This is a genomic window from Micromonospora vulcania (assembly GCF_042658605.1).
In the GTDB taxonomy this organism is placed as follows: domain Bacteria; phylum Actinomycetota; class Actinomycetes; order Mycobacteriales; family Micromonosporaceae; genus Micromonospora; species Micromonospora vulcania.
On sequence record NZ_JBHSQS010000042.1, the window covers coordinates 1 to 21,525 of the forward strand.

A 21,525-nucleotide genomic window follows, 5' to 3' on the forward strand; every position below is an offset into this window, starting at 1 on the left:
CCAGAACCTAGGCAGGACAACGGCGTGCGCCATCAACGACGCGCCCAACCACCCACAGACACGTCACAAGACCCATATTTATGCCTCTGAGGTATACGGCTCGCTGTCGACTCCGCCCCAGGATGGACCGCCGCTCGAAGGCATCGCTGCGTCGACGTGCACCCCCGGCGAGGCCGCTGGGCTCGCGTGATCGACGGTCGAGGACCGCGCCGCCGGATCAGGTGGGGGGCAGGCCGCGGCGTAGCAGTCGGGTGGGGAGCACCGTGGTCGCGGGCGGGGAGTCGTCGCCGGCGATCCGTTCGAACAGCCGCTCGGTGGCGACCCGGGCCAGCTCCCGGGTGTCGTACCCGACGACGGTCAACGGGCGGGGCATCAGGTGGGCGAGCTCGAAGTCGTCGAAGCCGACCAGCGCGGCATCGCTGCCCCGCCGGTGCAGTTCCTGGAGCGCACCGACGGTGAGCCGGTTGTTGGCGCAGAAGAAGGCGGTCGGCGGGGCCGGTAGGTCGAGCAGCGTGGAAACCGCCTGCCCGGCCTCCTCCGGCGTGGTGAGGCGGTCGGCGACCAGCGACTCGTCGGGGTGGATCCCCGCGGCGGCCAACGCCGCCCGCGCGCCGACCAGTCGCTCACGAATCGTGGGTACGCTCGGCGCGCCCAGCAGGACACCCACCCGGCGGTGCCCCTGGTCGAGCAGCGCGCTGACCCCGGCCCGGCTGCCGCCCTGGTTGTCCAGCAGCACGGCGTCCACCAGCAGCCCCTGCGGCGGCCGGTCCAGGAACACCACCGGCATGCCCAGCTCGACCTCGCGGCGCAGGAACGAGTGGTCGGGGCCGGCCGGCACCACCAGCAGCCCGTCCACCCGGCGCTGGGTGAAGTCCTGGAGCAGCGCGCGTTCCCGCTCCGGGTCCTCCTCCGAGGATGCGGTGATCAGCATGGTCCCGTGGGCCGCGGCGATGTCGGCGGCGACGCTGGCGATGGTCGCGTAGAACGGGTTGGCGATCTCCTCGATGAGCAGCCCGACGGTGGCGTTGAGCTGGCGGGAGCGCAGGTTGCGGGCGATGTCGTTGCGGCGGAAGCCCAGCTCGGCGATGGCCGCCAGCACCCGGCGGACCAGTTCCTGCCCCACCGGTTCGTCGTTGACCACGCGGGAGACCGTCTTCAGGCTGACCCCGGCGTGCCGGGCCACGTCGACCATTGTCGGTCGGCGGCGCGCGGCCGGCCGGGTCGGGGTGTGGGTCACGGGGTGGTCCTCCACGGGGGCGTGGTCAGCGGTCGTCGACGGCGGCGAGCGCGTCGACCGCCTTGCGGGCGGCGATCAGCACAGGATCCCAGACCGGCGAGTACGGCGGGGCATAGCCCAGATCGAGTGCCGTCATGTCGTCCACCGTCATGCCATTCCACAGCGCCACGGCCAGCGTGTCGATCCGTTTGGCGGCCTCGGACCAGCCCACGATCTGTGCGCCGAGCAGCCGTCCGCTGGGTCGCTCGGCGATCAGCTTCACGGTCATCGCCCGAGCCCCGGGGTAGTAGCCGGCCCGGGTCGTCGACTCGGCGACCACCGAGACGAAGTCGAACCCGGCCGCGGTGGCGTCCCGTTCGCGCAGGCCGGTGCGGCCCACCTCCAGGTCACAGACCTTGGTCACCGCCGTGCCGATCACGCCGGTGAAGGTGGCGTACCCGCCGCCGATGTTGATCCCGGCCACCCGGCCCTGCTTGTTGGCGTGGGTGCCCAGTGGTACGTGCACCGGCATCAGGCTGACCCGGTGCAGGGTCTCCACGCAGTCGCCGGCCGCCCAGATCCCGGGGAGCCCGGGCACCCGCATCCGGCGGTCCACCCGGATGCCGCCGGTCGGCCCGATCGGCAGCCCGGCAGCCTCGGCGAGCGAGGCGTTCGGGCGTACGCCCAGACCCAGGACCACGACGTCGGTCGGAATCGGCCCCTCGGCGGTGACCACCGCGGACACCCGGCCGTCCCGCTGCTCCAGGCCGGTCACCCGCAGGCCGGTACGGATCTTGATGCCGAGGCCCCGCATCGCGTCGGCGACCAGCTCGGCCATGTCGCCATCCACCGTCGACATGGGCTGGTCGGCCTGCTCGACCAGCGTGACGGAGAGGCCGCGCTCGATCAGCGCCTCGGCGATCTCGACGCCGATGTAGCCGCCACCGATCACCACCGCTCGGCGTGGCACCGGCTCGGTGACCAGCCAGTCGCGCAGCGCCGACCCGTCGTCGAGGGTCTGCATGCCGAACACGCCGTCCGCATCGGTGGACGCCCAGGGTGGCTTCACCGGCACCGCGCCGGCGGCGTACATCAGATCGTCGAAGCGCTCGCGGACCTCGCCGCCGTGGTCCAGGTCGCGCGCCACCACCTCGCGGCGCTCCAGGTCGATGGCGGTCACCTCGTGCCGGATCCGTACGTCCATGGCGAAGTCCTTGCGGAACGTCTCCGGCGCCCTGATGATCAACTGCTCGGGGCCCGGCACCAGGCCGCTGATCCAGTACGGGATGCCGCACGCCGAGTACGAGGTGAAGTGCCCCCGTTCGAAGACCACGATCTCCAGGTCGTCACGGCCACGGCGGCGTCGGGCCTGAGAGGCCGCCGACATGCCGGCGGCGTCCCCGCCGATGACGATCAACCGTTGCGCCACGGGACCCATCCTGTCACGAGCGTGTTCAGCCGCGGGTCTGTCGCGCCACGTCCTGCACCACGTCGGTGAGCCGTCCGGTACGGGCGAACACCGCGCGCTGCCGTGCCGCCCCGGTGCCGTGCCGGCGCAGCCCGCCCAGCAGATCGGTTACGTCGGCCCAGTCGTCGTGCTGTTCCAGCGCGGGGCGCATCCGCTCGACGAACTGGTCGAGCAGCTCCCAGGCCGGGCGCAGTTCGCCGGTGGTGACGTCCACGCCGTCGCCCTCCAGGCCGTCGTGGGCGGCCCGCCAGTGCGCGCCGACCAGCAGGTGATGGTCGGTCCGCAGCGCCGGCCGGCCGGCTGCGACGTCCGCGATGGCGGTGGCCACCAGCGCCCGGACCAGCGCGGCGACCAGCACCGCGTCGTCCACCGACGGGCAGACGTCGCCGATCCGCAGCTCCACGGTCGGGTACTTGGCCGACAGCCGGGCGTACCAGTAGAGCATCCCCTCGTCGAGCATCACCCCGCTGGAGATCAACTGGCGGATCAGTCGCTGGTAGTGCTCGTGCGACTCCAGGAAGGGCGTCGGGGCCACCGAGGGCCAGCGCTCCCACTCCACCGACCGCCAACTGGCGTACCCGGTGTCCTCGCTCCGGGCGAACGGGGAGTTGGTGGTCACCGCGTGCAACATCGGCAGCCAGGGCCGGACGTGGTTGAGCACCTGCACGCCGGTCTCCGGGTCGGGAATGCCGACGTGCACGTGCATGCCGTTGTTGCCGGGGCCCGGTACGAGCAGCCGGAACCGCTCGATCATCTGGTCGAAGCGGGGCTTGTCCACCACCGGTGGCACCGGGCCGTCCACCGGCCCGGTGCCGATGGCCAGCAGTCGTACGCCGGCCTGCTCGGCGGCGTCCGCGAGCGCTCGGCGCAGCACTCCCAGGGAGTGGCGGATCGAGGAGAGCTCCAGGCCGGGCGGGGTGCCGATCTCGATCTGGCTGGTCTGGAACTCCCGCTCCACCTGCCCGCGCAGCTCCGCCGGCACCTGCTCCAGGACCAGGTCGACGGCGGGTACAGCGGCCCCGGTGTGCGGGTCGACGAGCAGGAACTCCTCCTCGACACCCACGGTGAGCAACTCGGTCCCCGCGGTCGTACCGCCGGGCAGCTCCGTCACCTGGCCGGTCATCGACACCACCGTCCGTTCCTGCCGGTCGCGGCCTGTCCGCGTCGGTCGGTCCCTGGTTACCCAGAGTGTTGACCTCGGGAAACGTGTCGGAGGGCTTGACGCCGGGATCTAGGTTGAGCCCGTGCCGGTACCGCTGGGGATTTTCTGGGCCGCGTGGATGTCCACGTTCGCCCAGCTCGTCCTGCTTGCGGAGCGACCGGCCGATCTGCTGGCCGGCGTCGCGCTGACCGCCCTCGTGCTGCTCACCGCGCTGCTCGCGGCGCGCGTTCCGGGCCGTTCGGGCGGGCCGGGCGTCGAGCGCCGACGCTGGGCCGGTCTGCGAGCTCGCTCCCGTGGCCGTCGAGTACCCCGCCAGGTCGACCCGGATGCCGCCGGGCGTCCCCGCCCACGTGCACCCGGGCACCCCTCGGCCGCGTAGCGCCACGCCGCCACGCGGCCGATCCCGCCGTCATCGGTCCTCCCGCCCGGCGGACGCCGGGCGGGAGGACCCCACCGGAATCGGACCGAGGGGTTTCCCATGCTCGCCTTCGCACCACTGCACGGCGCGGTCGGCGCCGCCGGCACCGCGCTGTCCTGGCTCGTCGACCTGCTCGAACCGCTGGCCGGCGGCACGGCGACCGCCGCCGCCATCGTGCTGCTCACCATCGTCGTCCGGCTGCTGCTCTCGCCGCTCACCGTCGCGCAGGTCCGCGGGGAGCGACGCCGCGCGGCCCTCGCCCCGCAGGTGCGTGACCTCCAACGGCGGTACGCCGCCGACCCGGCGAAGCTGCAGACCGAGGTGTTCGCGCTGTACCGCTCGGCCGGCGCGAACCCGGTCGCGGGCTGCCTGCCGGTGCTGCTCCAGGCACCGTTTCTGCTGGTCATGTACCGCCTCTTCAGCACCACCGAGGGTGGCACCGGCCTGTTGCAGGAGCGGCTGGGCGGGGTGCCGCTGGGCCACCATCTCGGCGACGGGCTTGCCGGGGCGGCCGGCCCGCTCTTCGCCGCCCTGCTGGCCGTACTGCTGCTGTTGGCTTGGTGGTCGTCGCGGCGGGCCCGCCGGGCCTCGACGCTGACCGGCACGGTGGCCGGTACGACCACCGAGGGGCCGGGTGCCGCCGCGCTCGCCCGACTGCTGCCCCTGCTGCCGTTCACGACGGTGCTGGTGGCACTGGTGCTGCCGCTCGCCGCGGTGATCTACCTGGTGACCACGACCGCCTGGTCGGCGCTGGAGCAGGCGGTGCTCCGGCGACCACAGCCGGAGAAGACAGGCGCGCTGGACAGAAACTGACCGTGACGCGGCTCTAACGACCGGCGGTCACCGACCGCCGGTCGTCGCGCGTCCGGCGTCGGCGTACCTTGCGGACCACCCAGCTGACCACGAGTAAGACGAAGACGGCGCCGATCGCGTAGTTGAACCAGTCGCTGTACCGCTCCACGTCCTGCCAGCGGCTGCCGAGCGTGTAACCGGCCCCGACGAGGAGGGCGTTCCAGGCCCCGCTGCCGATCGTGGTGAGCAGGATGAACTCGCCGAGCGGCATCCGGTTCGCCCCGGCCGGGACGGAGACCAGGCTGCGCACCACCGGCACCATCCGACCGATCAGCACCGCCCAGCGGCCGTGCCTCTCGAACCAGCGGTCGGCCTTCTCCAGGTCTTCGGAGTCCACCAACGGGATGCGGTCCAGCCAACGCTTGAGTCGCTCCTCACCGAGCGCCGCACCGAGCCAGTAGAGCACCAGTGCCCCGATCAGGGAGCCGACCGTCGCGGCCAGCACCACGAGCAGCACGTTGAACTGGCCCTCATGGGACAGGAAGCCGGCCAGCGCCAGCACGATCTCGCTGGGAATGGGCGGGATGATGCTCTCCAGCGCCACCAGCAGCCCCACGCCGAGCGGACCCATCCCCTCGATCACGGTGGCCACCCAGCCAGTCAGCCCGGTGAACTCGGAGGGGTCGCCGGTCTGGGCGAGCGCCATGGTCGTCCTCTCGCGTCGGGTCCAGGGGATCGGATGGTCATACCCAGCCGCGCCCAGCCCACACCTGCTCTCAGCGGGTTTGCCGTGGCGGTCAACCGGAGATGTTCCTCCGGCATGGGTGACCGTTGGTATTCCGAAGCCGTCGTCTACTGCCTCGACATCGACACGTACGCCGACTCCGACGGCGACGGGGTCGGTGACATCCGTGGGCTCATCGGACGGCTGGACTACCTGGCCCGGCTGGGCGTGACCTGCCTGTGGCTGCACCCGATCCACCCGTCGCCCAACCGTGACGACGGTTACGACGCCACCGACTTCTACAACGTGGACCCGCGCTTCGGCACGCTGGGTGACTTCGCCGAGCTGCTGCACCAGGCCCAGAACCGTGGCATTCGCGTGATCATCGACCTGGTGGTCAACCACACCTCCGACGAGCACCCGTGGTTCCAGTCCGCCCGTTCCTCGCCGGACTCGCCGTACCGTGACTGGTTCGTCTGGTCCGACACCGAGCCGGCCGACCGGCACCAGGGCATGGTCTTCCCCGGTGAGCAGGACGAGACCTGGAGCTACGACCGGACCGCCAAGGCGTGGTTCTACCACCGGTTCTACAAGTTCCAGCCGGACCTGAACTTCGCCAACCCGAAGGTCCGGGCGGAGATCAAGAAGATCATGTCGTTCTGGCTGCAGCTCGGCGTCGCCGGCTTCCGGATGGACGCGGTGCCGTTCATCATCGAGCTGACCGAGCCGGGCAACCCGAATTCTCCGAAGGACTTCGAGTTTCTCACCGAGCTGCGCCAGCACGTGCAGTGGCGGCGCGGGGACGCGGTCCTGCTGGCCGAGGCGAACGTCGAGCCGGACCAGCTACCGACGTTCTTCGGTGACGCCGGCGGGTCCGGCAACCGGATCCACATGCTCTTCGACTTCATGCTGAACGGGCGACTCATGCTCGCCCTGGCCCGGCAGGACCCGGAGTCGTTGATCGAAGGGCTGCGCGACACCCCGAAGCTGCCGGTCGGCGGCCAGTGGGCCACCTTCCTGCGCAATCACGACGAGATCGACCTCTCCCGGCTCACCACCGAACAGCGCAACCAGGTGTACGCGCAGTTCGGCCCGGACGAGGACATGCGCATCTACGACCGGGGCATCCGTCGCCGGCTCGCCCCGATGCTGGGTAACGACCGACGCCGCGTCGAGCTGGCGTACGCCCTGCAGTTCTCGTTGCGCGGCACGCCGGTGCTGCGCTACGGCGAGGAGATCGGCATGGGCGAGGACCTGTCGCTGCCCGGCCGGGAGGCGATCCGTACCCCGATGCAGTGGTCGTACCAGCCGAACGCCGGTTTCTCCACGGCGGACCCGGAGAAGCTGGTCCGGCCGGTGATCGACAAGGGTGACTTCGGCTACCAGACGGTCAACGTCACCGCCCAGCGTGGCGACCCGAAGTCGCTGCTCGCCTGGTTCGAGCGCATGATCCGTACATTGCGCGAGGCGCCGGAGATCGGCTCGGGCTCGACCACCCACATCGACGTGCCGGTGCCGGCCGGAGTGCTGGCCCACCGCGCGGACGGGCCGACCGGGACCATGGTCTTCCTGCACAACCTCGGCACCGACGACGTCGAGGTGGACCTGAGCACCCTGGAGAAGGAAGCCGACCTGCCGATCGACGTGCTCGCCGACCGTGGCTACGGCGAGTTGGGCAAGCTCGGGGCGGTCAAGCTGACCGGCCACGGCTACCGCTGGATCCGCCTCTGCCGGAGCCAGCCCTTCTGACCGACGAGGGACCGTGCCGATCGGCACGGTCCCCGGTCACGCGGGACGTCCGGCCGGTCGGTGCCGGCCGCACGTCACACGATCAGCGCACGCCGAAGGCGCGCAGCACGGTCTGGTCGACCGAGTTGCCCGAGCTGTCCGCGGCGCTGGCCCGCAGCGAGACGTACCTCGCGCCCTTCGGCGCCCGCAGCTTCGCCGTCCAGGATCCGTCCTTCGAACGGTCCAGCGACTGCTTCTGCCAGTGCGCCCCGTCGTCGTACGAGATATCCAGGGTGACCGGCCGGATGCTGCCGCAACCACTGGCACCGGGCAGGTGCGCGGCGGAGACGGTCAGGTCGGTCCGGCCCCTCGCGATGCCGGCGGTGTCGGTGTCGACCGCGTAGTCGAGTTGGAGCAGCGGCACCACCCTGTACTCCACACCCGCGGCCGGCGCCTTCGACCGGAACTTCCACTGCGTCTCGGTGCTGGTGGAGTACGGGCCGGCGGTCGGGTCCTGGGTGGTCTTCACCACCAGCCGGTACGGCAGCTCACCCGGGTTCGGCGCGGTGCTGTTGATCCAGGTGCTGGTGCTCTCGCCGAGCAGCGTGCTGCCCTGGTAGAGCTGGTTGGTCTGCGTGGCGGAGTTCATCGCCATGCCGACGTGGTCGTCGCCGCCCCAACCGGGCACGTCCAGGTTGAGAGCGTCGCCCGAGCGCTTGGGCAGCTTGAAGTTGTTGTTCAGGTGCGGCCGTTCGATCGGGTGGAAGAACTGCTCCTCGTTCCTGCTGCCGGCCCGGTAGGTGGTCCGGGGGTCGATCTGGTACGTGGCGGAGCCGATGTACGCCTCCTGGCCCCACGTGTACAGCTTGTCGGTGGAGACCCAGTCCGTGCGGACCGGTGCGAGCGGCCGGTTGCTGCTCAGGCCGATGCCCCAGTCGTTGTACGTCGGCCAGTCGTAGCGGAACTCGCCACCCCGGGTCTCGGGGCTCGGGAAGTTGAAGCCGACGTCGACCCGGGCCAGCGTCTTCGCCGTCTCGGTCCGGATCATGTCGCGCGGGATCCGGTTGTGGTAGCCCTGAACCAGGTCGTACACGTAGTCGGCGACCGGCTGCGAGACGACCTCGACCTTCGTCGATTCGCGCTGGATCTGCCGGATCAGCGCCTCGCCCTCGTCGGTGCTGAGCAGTGCCACCTCGATCGGGGTGTCGGTGAAGAAGTCGATCGAGTAGTCGCGCACCTCGCGCCACGGGTGGTCGTTGACGACCAGCATCAGCTTCGCCCCGGCGGCGGTCGCCGCGGCTGCCTGCTCGCGGTTGCTGACGTCTGCGTTGTGCCGGACCACGACCACCTTGCCCCGGGCGTTCACCCCGGTGTAATCGCTGGCCGCCCCGTTGCCGGCGAAGACCGCCGACAACGTCCAGCGACCCTTCGGCAACTGGGTGGTGCCCTGCTGGCGGACCACGTCGTCGAAGTTCACCTTCGTGGTGCCGACGCTCAGCACCGGCTGCTCCTTACGCCACCGGGCGCCCAGGTAGAAGTCGCCGTTCCGCACGTCCTTGCTGGTGGGCTGGGCCCAGAAGCTGTCGTAGAAGGTGGTGCCTTCGAGGAACGAACGCCACCGGCCCTCGCCCTGCGACCGGTAGTAGTCCAGCCGGGTGAAGGTGTCGGCCGTCTGTTGCGGCACCGACGACTCGATCCGGCGGGCCGCCTTTCCGTCCAGCCGGATCGTGGTGTCCTGGCGCAGGTCGATGTCGGGGTCGCCGAGCAGCGCCAGGCCGAGCGAGTTCGGCCCGTGGCTGCCGGTGACATTCAGGAAGCTCATCGCCGACCACACACCCTCGGGCAGGTTCAGCTCCACGATGCCGTTCTCGTCGGTGTCCACATAGTCGACGAAGTAGCCGCCCGGCTGGCCCAGCTCGATCTGGCCGGGGGTCGGCTTGCCGGCCCGGTCGGTCATCTCCAGCCGAAGTGTGTGGTACGGGGTGAAGGTGCCGACGGAGATCGCGGTGCGGCCCAGCACGGCCCGGTCCGGCCCGGCGGCGACGACCTGACCGGTGTACCGGCTGCCGGCGTTGGCCCGGGTGGTGTCCGTGGTCAGGGTGACCGTGGCGGTGCCGTTCGCCGGTACGGTGACCTGCGCCGTGGACAGGCTGAACAGGCCGGCCGGCGCGGCCGCGGCGTCCACCGCGAGGTTCAGCGTGATCGGCGCGCCGGTGGTGTTGGTGTACGTCACCGGGTGCGTGCTGGCGCCCGCCTTCGCGGTCTCGTACCGCACGCTGGTGGAGATGGTGCCGGTGGCGACGATCGGGGCGCGGATCGCGCCGGCGACGTCGACCCGGCCGGTGCCGGCCTGGAACACGTCGTACTGCGGGGTGGCCTTGGTGGTGCTGACCAGGGCGTCCTTGAGTTGCTGGCCGGTCCAGTCCGGGTGCTTCGCGGCGAGCAGGGCGGCGGCGCCGGCCACGTGCGGCGTGGCCATCGAGGTGCCGCTCATCGTCTGGTACGAGCCCTCACCGTCTGCGTACTGCGAGCGGGCGGCGAGCACCTCGACGCCGGGCGCGGTCAGCTCCGGCTTGATGGCCTCGTCGCTGACCCTCGGGCCCTGGCTGGAGAAGTCGGCGAGTTGGTCGGCACCGTCGACGGCGCCGACGGTCAGCGCGGCGTCGGCTGCGCCCGGGGAGGACACACTGCTGACCAGGCCGGTGTTGCCGGCGGCGACGACGAACAGGGCACCGGTCTCGGCGCTGAGCGCGTTGATCGCCTGGCTCGTCGGGTCGGTCCCGTCGCTGGGCCAGCCGGAGCCGAGGCTCATGTTGATGACGCTGGCGTCGGCATCCCGGGCCGCCCACTCCATGCCGGCGAGGATCCAGGAATCCTGCCCGAAGCCGGTGTCGCTGAGCACCTTGCCGATGGCGAGTGTGGCGTTCGGGGCCACGCCCTTCTCCCGGCCGCCGGAGGCGGCACCGGTGCCGGCGATGGTGGAGGCGACGTGGGTGCCGTGCCCGAACCGGTCGGTGATCTCCTCACCGGGCACGAACACGGCGGACTGGCCGATCCGGTCGGCGAGGTCCGGGTGGGTTGGGTCGATGCCAGTGTCCAGTACGGCCACCCGTACGCCCGCGCCGGTGTCGCCGCCGGCCCACACCTCGGGTGCGCCGATCTGCGCGGTGGTGTCGGCCAGATCGGCGTGCACCCGCCCGTCCAGCCAGATCTTGGCGATCCCGCCGCCGAAGTGTCCGGTGCCGCTGCCGGCGGTGGCCGACTTCGCGGTGGCGGCGGTGACGGAGGCCCAGAACTCGTCGGCCTGGTCGTGGTCCTCGCTCAGCGCGGCACCCGAGATGCTGGTCAGGGTGCGGGTGCGGGTCGCGCCGGTGGGTGCGGCTGCGCCCCGCAGGCCGGCCGCCGCGTCGGTGTACGACACGATCAGCGGCAGGTGGTCCACCTGCGTGTCGTCGTACCCGTCGGCGATCAGCCGGGTGACGTTGAACAGTCGCTTGTCCAGCGTCTTCGCGGCAACGTAAGGGAGCACGGCCTGCGGGTAGACGTAGAGGTCGTCGCCGGCCTCCACCACCCGCACCTGCGTGGGAGCGCCGTTTGGGCCCCGTACGTCGAGGGTGCCGCCGTTGGCGCTCTGGCGGGTGGTGACGGTGTCACCGGTGATCAGGGTGACCGAGTGGGTGCCGGGTGGGGTGGGCAGGTCGGTCGCGGGGGCGGGGGTCGTGCCGGGATCGGCCGGCGCTCCGGGGGCGGCGGCCAGGGCGGGTGATCCACCGGTCGCCGCGAGGGTCGCGGAGACCACGGCGGCGAGCCAGGCCCCACGGGTACGCGAGAACTTCAACTGATGTCGTTCCTTGCCTCGTCGTCTGTTCGCTGGCGGGGGTGACAGCGAACGCGACGCTACGCGCGGAAGATCATCTCGTATAGATCCATTGTGTAAAGCGACGGTCATCGCTGGTGACCGCCGGTGACGGGTTAGGCTCCTTCGATCGACCCCAAGTTACCGGGAGGTAATCATGTCGGATGAGCCCCGCGTCGCCATCGTCACCGGAGCCGCGCGCGGTATCGGTGCGGCCACTGCCCGCCGGCTGGCCGCCGACGGGATGGCCGTCGCCGTGGTCGACATCGAGGAGACGGCGACCAAGGAGACCGTGGACGCCATCGCCGCTGCCGGAGGCCGGGCGCTCGGCGTCGGCGCGGACGTGTCCGACCGGGCGCAGGTCGAGGCCGCCGTGGAGCGGGTCGCCACCGAGCTGGGCGCGCCCACCGTGCTGGTCAACAACGCGGGCGTGCTCCGCGACAACCTGCTGTTCAAGATGAGCAACGCCGACTGGGACACGGTCATGGGTGTGCACCTGCGGGGCGCTTTCCTGTTCAGCCAGGCCGCCCAGAAGCACATGGTGGACCGCAAGTGGGGGCGGATCGTCAACCTCTCCAGCACCTCCGCGCTGGGCAACCGGGGCCAGGCGAACTACGCCGCGGCCAAGGCCGGCCTGCAGGGCTTCACCAAGACGCTCGCCATCGAGCTGGGGCCGTTCGGCGTGACCGTCAACGCGGTCGCGCCCGGCTTCATCGTCACCGACATGACCGCGGCCACCGCCGCGCGGATGAAGGTCGACTTCGACGACTTCCAGAAGCACGCCGCCGCCGAGATCCCGGTACGCCGTCCGGGCCGGCCGGAGGACGTCGCACACACCATCTCGTTCCTGGCCAGCGAGGGAGCCTCGTTCGTCTCCGGCCAGGTCATCTACGTCGCCGGCGGCCCGCGCGACTGACCCCCGCTCTGCACGAGAGCGCTCCGTCCACCTCGGAGCGCTCTCGTCGCACCGCCTCCCGGCGCTGGTCAGGCGGGGTCGCGGCGGGTGCGCCAGAGCCAGAACAGGCCGAGCACCGGCAGCACCAGCGGGATGTAGCCGTACCCGCTGCCGAACTGCGACCAGACCGTCTCGTCGGGGAACAGTTCCTTGTCGGCCAGGCTCAGGATGCCGACCGCGACCACCCCGACCAGCTCCACCGAGCAGCAGATCAGCGCGACCCGTCGGCCGGTGTGCCCCGCGCGGGCCAACCCCACCGCGGCCACGATGTAGATGAGCGCGGCCAGCGCGGAGAGCAGGTAGGCGACCGGCGCCTCGTCGAACTTCGTGGCGATCTGCAGGCCCGCCCGACTGGTCGCCGCGATGGCGAAGAGCAGGTAGACCGCGATCAGCAGCCGGCCCGGCCCGCTGTTCGTGGCGCGTCGGGCCGGTTGTGCCTCAACCACCGATTACCTCCCAGGTCTGCTGCAACCGGACGACCACCACGGGGGCCACCAGGCAGACCGCGCAGACGATCGCCGAACCCCAGCGGGTCGGCTCCATCCGGGCCAGCACCCAGGCCAGCGGCGGCAGGCAGACCAGCGTCACCAGGTAGCCGAAGAAGGCGCCGGGCTCCCCGGGCCGATCCCCGCCACCGATCGCCACCAGCGCCACCACGCTCAACACGAGCAGCGCCACTTCCAGGACGGCCAGGCCGATGAACTGCACCCGGTCCGGCGGTCGGTGGCGTACCGCCGCCACCAGCGCCCACACCGCGACGAGCAGCGACAGCACGATCGACACCGTCGCGAGGAGCCCGTCCACCGGTGAGTCGGCGCCCACGCTGGTCACCGGACCCACCCGGTCGTTGCCTCGGTCACCGGCACAGCCTACTAACCGTCGTAGTAACCGGGTGACGCTGCCTCGCTGTCCCGGGCCACGGTTCGCTCCCGAAGCAGGATCGACCAGCTGCGGTTGGTCGACCCGCCGCCGGCCCGGCAGGTGGGGCGACTAGCGTGAATCACGTCCGTGGTGTCGCCACGGCGAGCGAAAAGGCGGAGGTAGACGTGCGGTTCGGCTTGTTCGGCACCGGTCACTGGGCGATCGAGACGCATGGGAAGGCGCTGCACGCACACCCGGACGCGGAGTTGGTCGGGGTCTGGGGGCGCAACCCCGAGCGGGCCGCCGCGCTGGCCGAGCGGTACGGGGTGCCGGCGTTCGCCGACGTCGACGCGCTGCTGGAGGTGTGCGAGGCGGTCGCCGTCGCGCTGCCACCGGACATCCAGGCCGACATCGCGGTCCGGGCAGCCACCGCAGGCCGGCACCTGCTGCTGGACAAGCCGCTGGCGCTCGACGTCGCCGACGCCGACCGGGTGGTCGCCGCCGCCGAGGCGTCCGGGGTCGCCTCGGTGGTCTTCTTCACCCAGCGGTTCCAGCCGAACGTGACCGCGTTCCTGGCCGCGACCGCTGCCGCCGGGGGCTGGCAGCACGGCCGGACCACCGCGTTCAACTCGATCTTCCACGAGGGCAGCCCGTACGGCGGTTCGCTGTGGCGCCGTGAGCACGGTGCGCTCTGGGACATCGCCCCGCACGCGCTCTCGATCATCCTGCCGGTGCTGGGCCGGGTGACCCAGGTGGCCGCGATGGACGGCCCGAGCGGGATGGTGCACCTGCTGCTGACGCACGAGGGTGGTGCCACCAGCAGTGCGTCGCTCAGCCTGGACGCCCCGCAGGGGGCGCTCGCCCGGGAGTTCGTCTTCTACGGCGAGAACGGCGTCGAGAACGTCCCGTACGGCGAGAACGACGCCGCCACGGCGTTCGGTGTGGCGATCGACCAGCTCATCGAGCAGGTGCGGGCGGGCACCCGGGACCACCGTTGCGACGTCCGGTTCGGCCGTGAGGTCGTCGGCATCATCGCCGCCGCCGAGACCGCCCGCGCCGAATCCCGCACCGTCGTCGTCCCGGCCTGACGGCCTTCCGGAGGGGCCCCGGCGAGCCGGGGCCCCTCCGCACGCTCAGCCGAGATCGACGCCGCGTACCCGGCCGTTCTGGTCGGCGGCCACCAGCTGACCGCCGGCCAGCACCGGAGTGGAGAAGCTGTAACCGGTGCCGAGCTTGACCAGCCGGTCCAGCCGGCCGGTGTTCAGGTCCAACGCGCCGAGCTGGCTGTTGGCACCGAGCACCCACGCGGTCTCGCCGTCGACCACCGCACCGGAGTTGAAGACCGGGAAGCCCAGCTGGGTCTGCCAGCGGATCGCCCCGCTCATCGGGTCGACGAGCAGCGTCGCGCCGCGCTCCTGGATCAGCAGCAGCGCGGTCGACCCGCCGACCGTCGCCAGCCGCGGGCCGGCGTACATCGACGAGCCGGAGACCGACCAGAGGGTGTTACCGGTCGCCCGGTCCAGACCCCACGTCGCGGAGACCGAGGAGACCACGACGGGACCGTTCGGCACGAGGACGGTCCGGTCGTCCCACGGGCCGTAGAGCAGGGCCGTGTTCGGGTCGGTCGTCGCGCGGGTGGTGAACGTCCAGAGTGCGGTACCGGTCCGGGCGTCGAACGCGTGGGCGCGGGCGTCACCCGCACCGACGTACACCCGATCTCCGTCGCACGCTGGCCGGCCGGTGGCCAACCCACCGAGGGCGGCACGCCAGTGTTCCCGGCCGTTGGTCGGGTCGAGCGCGAGCAGCGTCGTGCCGGCCGCCACCAGCAGTACGCCAGCGCCGTCCACCCGGGTCAGCGACGGTGTGGAGAGGACCGGCTCGGCGGTACGGACCTGCCAACGCCGTCGACCCGTCGCAGTGTCCAACGCGGTCACCGTGTGGTCGGCGCCGGGGACGAAGACGGTCGAGTCGGCGATCACCGGTTCCCGGTAGACCGGACCGGTGCGGACCGTCCACCGCTGCTTCGCCCGGCCGTGTCGCATCGCCCAGGCGGTGACGACGCCCCCGGTCGAGCCCGCCACGACCAGGTCGCCCGCCGTGCTGAGCGCGCCCTGCACCGCGCCGTCCAGGGCGGTCTCCCAGGCCACCCGGGGACCGGGTCCGGCCAGCTGCACGGTGCGTACGGAGTCCCACCAGCTTCCGTCGGCGTCGACCGCGCGAAGCCGCACCTGGTGGGTGCCCGGCGGCAGGGCCGAGGCGTCCAGCGAGGTCTGCCAGTGTGCTCCGGTGCGGGTCAGCTCGGTGTACGGCGTGTTGACGCTGCCGCTGAAGCCGGTCTCCGGCAGCACCTGGGCGCGTACCGCCACCGGCGTGGTACGACCGAAGCTGGCCCGGACGGCGAACGCCGCCCCGGCGGCCGAGACGTGCACGGTGGTCGGCTCGACGTCGGCACCCGGCCCCGAGCCGGTCAGCGGGACGGTCGCCACCGTCGTGGTCGTGGTGCCGCCGGTGGCGGGCAGGTCGACCCGGGTCACCACCAGCTGGGGCTTCCCGTGCTCGTCGGAGGTCCGCTCGGCCCAGTAGTAGTGCGGACTGTCCTTGACCGCCTTGAGGGTGATCTCGACCAGGCCGTTCATCGGGCGTACCGCCTCGGCGTGCACGTGCCCGGCGAAGACCACCCGTACGTCGTACCGCTCGACCAGTTCCAGGAAGCGGTCCTGGTCGTCGGCGTAGTACCAGGCGTCCCCGACCGGGTGGTGCTGGAAGATCACGATGGGCGTGTTCTTCCGGACCCGGCGGAGGTCCTTCTCCAACCAGTCCAGCAGTGCCCCGCCGAAGTGGCCCGGCTCCTGGAGCAGCATCGTCGGGTCGAGCGCGACCACGTGCACGCCGCAGACGTCGAACGACTGCGGGCTGGCACCGAAGGCCCGGTGGTACTCCTCCTTGGCCGAGACGTCCCAGCGCACCTCGTGGTTGCCGGGGGTGTAGTGGATGCGGTCGGCGAGTTCCGCCGGGACGGTCGACTGGTAGAGGGCGATCTGTGCGGGCGACCCGGAGTCGGTGATGTCGCCGCAGTGCAGCACCGCGGCCGGATCGCGGTCGGCGATCGCCCGGAACACGGTCCGCATGGTGTCGGTACGAGCCGGCGCGGTGGGGTTGAGGTGGGTGTCGGAGACCAGGGCGAATCCCAGCGGGGTCCCGGGGCGGGGCTTGCCCGAGGTCGCGGCGGTCGCGGCGGTCGCGAGTATGCCGGGTGCGGCCAGGGTGCCGAGCGTGACGCCGGCCGCGCCGAGGAGGAAGCGTCGGCTGACAGCCTGATCGTTGCTGTGTGGAGTGGGCATCGTGGTCCTTACCTGGGTCGCCGACATCCCTTCGAAGGAAGCGGATGTTGATCATGAAAGCTAGCCACCCGGGGCGAACTCGCGGCGACACGAACGCGACCGCTCCGTGTCGACGGGTCAGCTGTTCAGCGACGAGCCCGCCTCGCGAACTGCTCGGCGCGGCGCAAATCGGTGGCGGGCCGGAGGGCGGCGGGTTAGCGTCCGACCATGTTCACGCATGCCCTGATCGAGGCGGTCGGTACGCCGGCCGCCCGGGGCCCCCTGTTGGCGTCCCGCCCGCGGTTCCGGCGTCCGGCCCTGGTGGGCCGGGACGCGACCCGCGACTGATCGCAGGCGCACTCCCGCGTCACTCCCAGGGCCGTCCGAGTCCCGATCCACTCGGACAGGCCCGGAATCCCGGCTGCCTGTCCAGCCCGTCGCCGAACGGCGACAGACAGGACGACGACCCGTGGCGCCCCGCAACTCCCGACCAACCGAACGCGACCGGTCCCGTCGCGTACTCAGTCAGAACTTCCTCGTCGACCGGGCCGCCGTGGCGCGGATGGTCCGCGCCGCCGACCCCGATCCGGACGGACTCCTGCTGGAGGTCGGCGCCGGTCGCGGCCAGCTGACCCGGCCGCTCGCCGCCCACTGTGGACGGCTGGCGGCGTACGAGGTGGACCCGGCCGCCGGGCGGGAGTTGGCCGCCGTCTGCGCGGCCCTGCCCAACGTCGAGCACCGGCAGACCGACTTCCTGGCCGCCGAGCCGCCACCGGAGCCGTTCGCGGTGGTCGGCAACATCCCGTGGTCGCTGACCTCGGCCGTGGTGCGCTGGTGCCTGGCCGCGCCCCGGTTGCGCTCGGCCACCCTGCTCACCCAGTTGGAGTACGCCCGCCGGCGCGGCGGCGACTACGGCCGGTGGACCCGTCTCACGGTGGCCACCTGGCCCGAGGTCGGCTGGCGGCTGGCCGGCCGGGTGCCGCGTACCGCGTTCCGTCCGGTGCCGACGGTGGACGGCGGGATCCTGCGGATCGAGCGGCGGGCGGAGCCGTTGCTGGCCCCGGACGCCCTGCCGGCGTACCGCCGGTTGGTGACGGTCGGCTTCGAGGGCGTCGGTGGCTCGCTCGCCGCGAGCCTGCGCCGGCAGTACCCGCCGGCGCGGGTGGCGGCGGCGCTGCGTGCCACCCGGATCGCGCCGGACACCCCGGTCGGGTACGTCTGGCCCGAGCAGTGGCTGGTGCTGTTCCGGCTGCTGCACGCCCGCTGACCGTACGGCCAACTGGCCCGCCCGGTCCTGCCAGCGGCTACCCGCTCGCTCCACCCGTACACCCGGGGAGTCGGCGGCGGCGCGGGCGCCCGGCCTCCGGCGTGTCGGCGGGCAGCGCGCCGACGGTTTGTTCAAACGGCCTCCGGGTAGCCGCTGGCATGCTGGTTCAGCGGCTCGGCGCGCCGAGCGACTTCGACCCGTTGCTGGAGCGCGTTCGGGACGCCCGGGTGGTCATGATCGGCGAATCCACCCACGGCAGTTACGACTACTACCGGTTGCGCGAGCAGCTCACCCGCCGGTTGATCGCCGAGTGCGGCTTCTCGTTCGTGGCCGTGGAGGGCGACTGGCCGGACTGCGACCGGGTGCACCGCTCGGTGATCGCCGCGCCGGGCGGGGCGCCCGAGCCGCAGACCGCGCTCGAACACTTCGAGCGGTGGCCGACCTGGATGTGGGCGAACGCCGAGGTGGCCCGGTTCTGCAGCTGGTTGCGAGCGTGGAACCTGGAGCGGCCCCAGGACCGGCGGGCCGGGTTCCACGGGCTCGACGTGTACAGCCTCTGGGAGTCGATGCAGGCGATCTTCGACTACCTGGGGGAGGAGGATCCGACCTCGCTGGAGGCGGCGCAGGACGCGTACCGGTGCTTCGAGCCGTACGGCCGGCAGTTCGAGGAGTACGGCGCGGCCAGCCGGTTCGTCTCCGCCCGGTGCGAGGAGGAGGTGGTCCGGTTGCTGGCCCGGACCCGGGAGCAGGCCCTCTCCGACGGCCCGGACCGCTTCTCGGCCTGGCAGAACGCGGAGGTGGTGGCCGGCGCGGAGCGTTACTACCGGGCCATGGTGGCCGGTGGGCCGGACTCGTGGAACATCCGGGACACCCACATGCAGAACACCCTGGACCGGCTGCTCGATCGGTACGGCCCGGACGCCCGCGGGATCGTCTGGGCGCACAACACGCATGTCGGGGATGCCCGGGCCACCGACATGGCCGCCGACGGGATGATCAACATCGGCCAGTTGGCCCGGGAGCGGTACGGCGACGACGCGGTGACGTTGATCGGGTTCGGCAGCTACCGGGGTACGGTGATCGCCGCTCCACGGTGGGGCTCACCGGCCGAGCCGATGGTGGTGCCGCCGGCCCGTGAGGGGTCGGTGGAGCAGCGGATGCACGAGCTGATGCCGGACCGGGCGGTGCTGGTCTTCGGCGGGGACGACCAGCCGGGCTGGGTCACCGACACCGCGGACCACCGGGCGATCGGGGTGGTCTACGACCCGTCCTTCGAGTCCTGGGGCAACTACGTGCCCACCCGGCTCGGCGACCGCTACGACGCCTTCATCTGGTGCGACGAGACCACCGCCCTGCACCCGCTACCGGTACCCGCCGTCCCCGGCGAGATGGAGACGTACCCAGCCGGCGTCTGACCTCGTCGATCATGGAGTTGTGGTGCGAGGCCCCGGATCGGGGCCCCCAGGGGCACCACAACTCCATGATCGACGTGGGCGGTCAGACCCGGGTCGGAGTGCGGTCAGTCAGGTGGGCGCGCAGGCCCTCGCCCTCGATGTCGACGTTCGGCAGGACGCGGGACAGCCAGCGGGGGAGCCACCAGGCCCGGTCGCCGAGCAGCGACATGACCGCCGGGACGATGGTCATCCGGACTACGAAGGCGTCGATGGCCACGCCCACGGCGAGCGCGAAGCCCATCGACTTGATCACCGGGTCCTCCAGGAAGACGAAGCCCCCGAAGACCGAGATCATGATCAGCGCTGCGGCGGTGACCACCCGGGCACCGTGGCCCATGCCGCTGATGGTGGCCTGCCGGGCGGACTCGCCGTGCACGAAGTCCTCCCGCATCCGGGACACCAGGAACACCTCGTAGTCCATCGCCAGCCCGAACAGGATGCCGATGAGCAGGATCGGCAGGAAGCTGATCAGCGGGCCCGGCGTATCCAGGCCGACCAGGTCGGCGAGGTGCCCCTGCTGGAACACCGCCACCGTGATGCCGAACGTGGCGGCGACGGTGAGCAGGAAGCCCAGCGCGGCCTTGACCGGGACCAGCAGCGAACGGAACACCAGCATGAGCAGCAGCACCGAGAGCCCGACCACCAGTAGCAGATAGATCGGCAGCGCGTCGGAGAGCTTCTCGGAGACGTCGATGCCGATCGCGGTCACACCGGTGAGCAGTACGTCGGCGTCGCGGATGCCGCCCACCGAGCCACGGATGTCGTGCACCAGGGTCTCGGTGGCCTCGTCGGTCGGGCCGGTCTTCGGCACCACGCCGAGCAGCGCGGTCCGGCCGTCCGGGCTGAGCTGCGCCGGCGCCACCGCGAGCACGTTGGTGGTGCGCTGGAGCAGCGCGGTGACCTGCGGCACGGCGGCCGAGGTGGCCTGCGGCGAGTCGCCGGCGACCACCACCGCGAGCCGGCCGGTGAAGCCCGCCCCGAAGCCCTCGGTGATCAGGTCGTTCGACACCCGGGCGGGCGAGCCGACGGCCGCCGTCGAGGCGTCCGGCAGGGCCAGCCGCATGTCCGGCGTGGGAAGCGCGAGCAGCCCGAGGCCGAGCAGGCCGACCAGGATGACCGGCACCCGGAACCGGGTGACGAGCCGTGCCCAGCGGAAACCGAAACCGGACCGGTTGCCGGTCGACGTGGTGTCGGCGACCGGGTGGTCGACGGTGTCCAGGCCGGCGGCCGGCGGGGTGTCGCCGGCACCCGACCCATCGGCGGCGACCGAGCGCAGCCGGCGCGGAAGAACCCGACGGCCGGCGAAGCCGAGCAGCGCCGGTTGCAGGGTGATGGCGACGAGCACCGCGACGGTGACCGTGCCGGCGGCGGCGAGACCCATCACGGTCAGGAACGGGATGTCCACCACGGCCAGACCGGCCAGCGCGATGACCACGGTGGCGCCGGCGAAGACGACGGCGGAGCCGGCGGTACCCACGGCCCGGCCGACCGCCTCCTCCGGAGAGAGGCCGTCGAGCAGGTTCTGCCGGTGCCGGGAGGTGATGAACAGCGAGTAGTCGATGCCGACCGCGAGGCCGAGCATCAGCGCCAGGATCGGCGCGGTGCTGGTCAACTCGACGACGCTGCTCAGCGCGAACAGGCCGGCCATGCCGGCACCCACGCCGATCAGCGCGTTGAGCATCGTCATCCCGGCCGCCACCAGTGAACCGAAGGTGATGATCAGGACGATCGCGGCCACCAGTACGCCGAGCGCCTCGGTGGAACCGATCTCCGGCTCGCCGCCGAGCACCTCGCCGCCGGGGGCGACCTGCCAACCCTGCGCCTTGGCCGCCGAGCCGACCTGTTCGTACGCGGTCTTCTGCTCGTCGGTCACCTCGTCGCCGCCGGTGGCGAACTGCACCTGGACCAGCGCGTACCGGCCGTTGGGCGAGACCGCGCCGACCTGGAACGGGTCGACCGCGCCGACCACGCCGGGCAGCGTCCCGGCCTGCTGGACCAGCTCCTGCACCACGGCCCGGCCCTGCGGGCTGGCCAGTTGGCCGTCGCCCGGCGCCTTGATCGCGATGGTGCCGGTGGCACCGCTGGCCGCGGGGAACTGCTCGGCGAGCAGGTCGAGCGCGCGCTGGCTCTCCGTACCGGGCATGGTGAAGTTGCTCGCCGTCGGGCCGCGCAGGGTCGCCGCGGCCAGGCCGGCGCCGACGAGTACGACGAGCCAGAGCGCGACGACGAGCCGTCGCCGGCGCAGCGCGCCCCGGCCGAGCCGGTAGAGCAGGGTGGCCATCAGGTTTCCTTGTCCTCGGTCGT

Annotated in this window: 16 protein-coding genes; 7 read left to right on the forward strand and 9 right to left on the reverse strand. The window is 71.9% G+C overall.

The features are described 5' to 3' along the window. Positions 1 to 217: 217 nt before the first annotated feature. From ACFQGL_RS31195 to ACFQGL_RS31205, 3 genes are all read right to left on the reverse strand, one after another. Positions 218 to 1,192 (reverse strand): LacI family DNA-binding transcriptional regulator, encoded by a 975-nt coding sequence (locus ACFQGL_RS31195; protein ID WP_377516263.1) that lies wholly within the window; start codon positions 1,190 to 1,192, stop codon positions 218 to 220. Positions 1,193 to 1,262: 70 nt separating this feature from the next. Further along, positions 1,263 to 2,645, reverse strand: coding sequence for an FAD-dependent oxidoreductase (locus ACFQGL_RS31200; protein ID WP_377516242.1), 1,383 nt, complete (start codon positions 2,643 to 2,645; stop codon positions 1,263 to 1,265). Positions 2,646 to 2,670: 25 nt separating this feature from the next. Continuing rightward, positions 2,671 to 3,807 carry a carboxylate-amine ligase gene (locus ACFQGL_RS31205; RefSeq protein ID WP_377516243.1) on the reverse strand — a complete coding sequence of 379 codons (1,137 nt, stop codon included), beginning with the start codon at positions 3,805 to 3,807 and terminating at the stop codon, positions 2,671 to 2,673. Between the two features lie 121 nt (positions 3,808 to 3,928). On the opposite strand from ACFQGL_RS31205, the gene ACFQGL_RS31210 reads away from it, so the two are divergent. Further along, positions 3,929 to 4,225, forward strand: coding sequence for a DUF6412 domain-containing protein (locus tag ACFQGL_RS31210; RefSeq protein ID WP_377516244.1), 297 nt, complete (start codon positions 3,929 to 3,931; stop codon positions 4,223 to 4,225). 99 nt (positions 4,226 to 4,324) lie between these two features. Beyond that, complete coding sequence (locus tag ACFQGL_RS31215; protein ID WP_377516245.1) at positions 4,325 to 5,077, forward strand: YidC/Oxa1 family membrane protein insertase; 753 nt, start codon at positions 4,325 to 4,327, stop codon at positions 5,075 to 5,077. Positions 5,078 to 5,090: 13 nt separating this feature from the next. On the opposite strand, the gene ACFQGL_RS31220 is transcribed toward ACFQGL_RS31215, so the two are convergent. Next, entirely contained in the window at positions 5,091 to 5,762 is a 672-nt protein-coding gene (locus ACFQGL_RS31220; RefSeq protein WP_377516246.1) for a DedA family protein, read from the reverse strand. Positions 5,763 to 5,876: 114 nt separating this feature from the next. Here ACFQGL_RS31220 and ACFQGL_RS31225 point away from each other — a divergent pair, with 114 nt between their 5' ends. Beyond that, the gene (locus ACFQGL_RS31225; protein WP_377516247.1) at positions 5,877 to 7,529 is read left to right on the forward strand and encodes an alpha-amylase family protein; all 1,653 of its coding nucleotides are present in this window, start codon (positions 5,877 to 5,879) and stop codon (positions 7,527 to 7,529) included. 82 nt (positions 7,530 to 7,611) lie between these two features. Here the strand turns inward: ACFQGL_RS31225 and ACFQGL_RS31230 are convergent, their stop codons facing one another. Then, a complete protein-coding gene (locus tag ACFQGL_RS31230; RefSeq protein WP_377516248.1) occupies positions 7,612 to 11,346 on the reverse strand; it encodes a S8 family serine peptidase in 3,735 nt (1,244 codons plus the stop codon). A gap of 175 nt (positions 11,347 to 11,521) precedes the next feature. On the opposite strand from ACFQGL_RS31230, the gene fabG reads away from it, so the two are divergent. Continuing rightward, positions 11,522 to 12,280 (forward strand): 3-oxoacyl-ACP reductase FabG, encoded by a 759-nt coding sequence (fabG, locus tag ACFQGL_RS31235; RefSeq protein WP_377516249.1) that lies wholly within the window; start codon positions 11,522 to 11,524, stop codon positions 12,278 to 12,280. A 68-nt stretch (positions 12,281 to 12,348) separates the two neighbouring features. Here fabG and ACFQGL_RS31240 read toward each other — a convergent pair whose 3' ends face one another. Together ACFQGL_RS31240 and ACFQGL_RS31245 are read right to left on the reverse strand one after the other, a co-directional pair. Then, positions 12,349 to 12,765 carry a hypothetical protein gene (locus ACFQGL_RS31240; RefSeq protein WP_377516250.1) on the reverse strand — a complete coding sequence of 139 codons (417 nt, stop codon included), beginning with the start codon at positions 12,763 to 12,765 and terminating at the stop codon, positions 12,349 to 12,351. Further along, complete coding sequence (locus ACFQGL_RS31245; protein ID WP_377516251.1) at positions 12,758 to 13,150, reverse strand: hypothetical protein; 393 nt, start codon at positions 13,148 to 13,150, stop codon at positions 12,758 to 12,760. The genes ACFQGL_RS31240 and ACFQGL_RS31245 overlap by 8 nt, the downstream gene beginning before the upstream one ends. Positions 13,151 to 13,365: 215 nt before the next feature. Here ACFQGL_RS31245 and ACFQGL_RS31250 point away from each other — a divergent pair, with 215 nt between their 5' ends. Then, a complete protein-coding gene (locus ACFQGL_RS31250) occupies positions 13,366 to 14,268 on the forward strand; it encodes a Gfo/Idh/MocA family protein (protein ID WP_377516252.1) in 903 nt (300 codons plus the stop codon). Between the two features lie 45 nt (positions 14,269 to 14,313). Here the strand turns inward: ACFQGL_RS31250 and ACFQGL_RS31255 are convergent, their stop codons facing one another. Continuing rightward, positions 14,314 to 16,521, reverse strand: coding sequence for an outer membrane protein assembly factor BamB family protein (locus ACFQGL_RS31255; RefSeq protein WP_377516253.1), 2,208 nt, complete (start codon positions 16,519 to 16,521; stop codon positions 14,314 to 14,316). A 448-nt stretch (positions 16,522 to 16,969) separates the two neighbouring features. Here ACFQGL_RS31255 and erm point away from each other — a divergent pair, with 448 nt between their 5' ends. Next, the gene (erm, locus tag ACFQGL_RS31260; protein WP_377516254.1) at positions 16,970 to 17,767 is read left to right on the forward strand and encodes an ErmE/ErmH/ErmO/ErmR family 23S rRNA (adenine(2058)-N(6))-methyltransferase; all 798 of its coding nucleotides are present in this window, start codon (positions 16,970 to 16,972) and stop codon (positions 17,765 to 17,767) included. Positions 17,768 to 17,925: 158 nt separating this feature from the next. After that, positions 17,926 to 19,182, forward strand: a complete 1,257-nt coding sequence (locus ACFQGL_RS31265; protein WP_377516255.1) for an erythromycin esterase family protein — start codon at positions 17,926 to 17,928, stop codon at positions 19,180 to 19,182. Between the two features lie 82 nt (positions 19,183 to 19,264). On the opposite strand, the gene ACFQGL_RS31270 is transcribed toward ACFQGL_RS31265, so the two are convergent. Next, entirely contained in the window at positions 19,265 to 21,502 is a 2,238-nt protein-coding gene (locus ACFQGL_RS31270; protein ID WP_377516256.1) for an MMPL family transporter, read from the reverse strand. Positions 21,503 to 21,525: the final 23 nt, after the last annotated feature.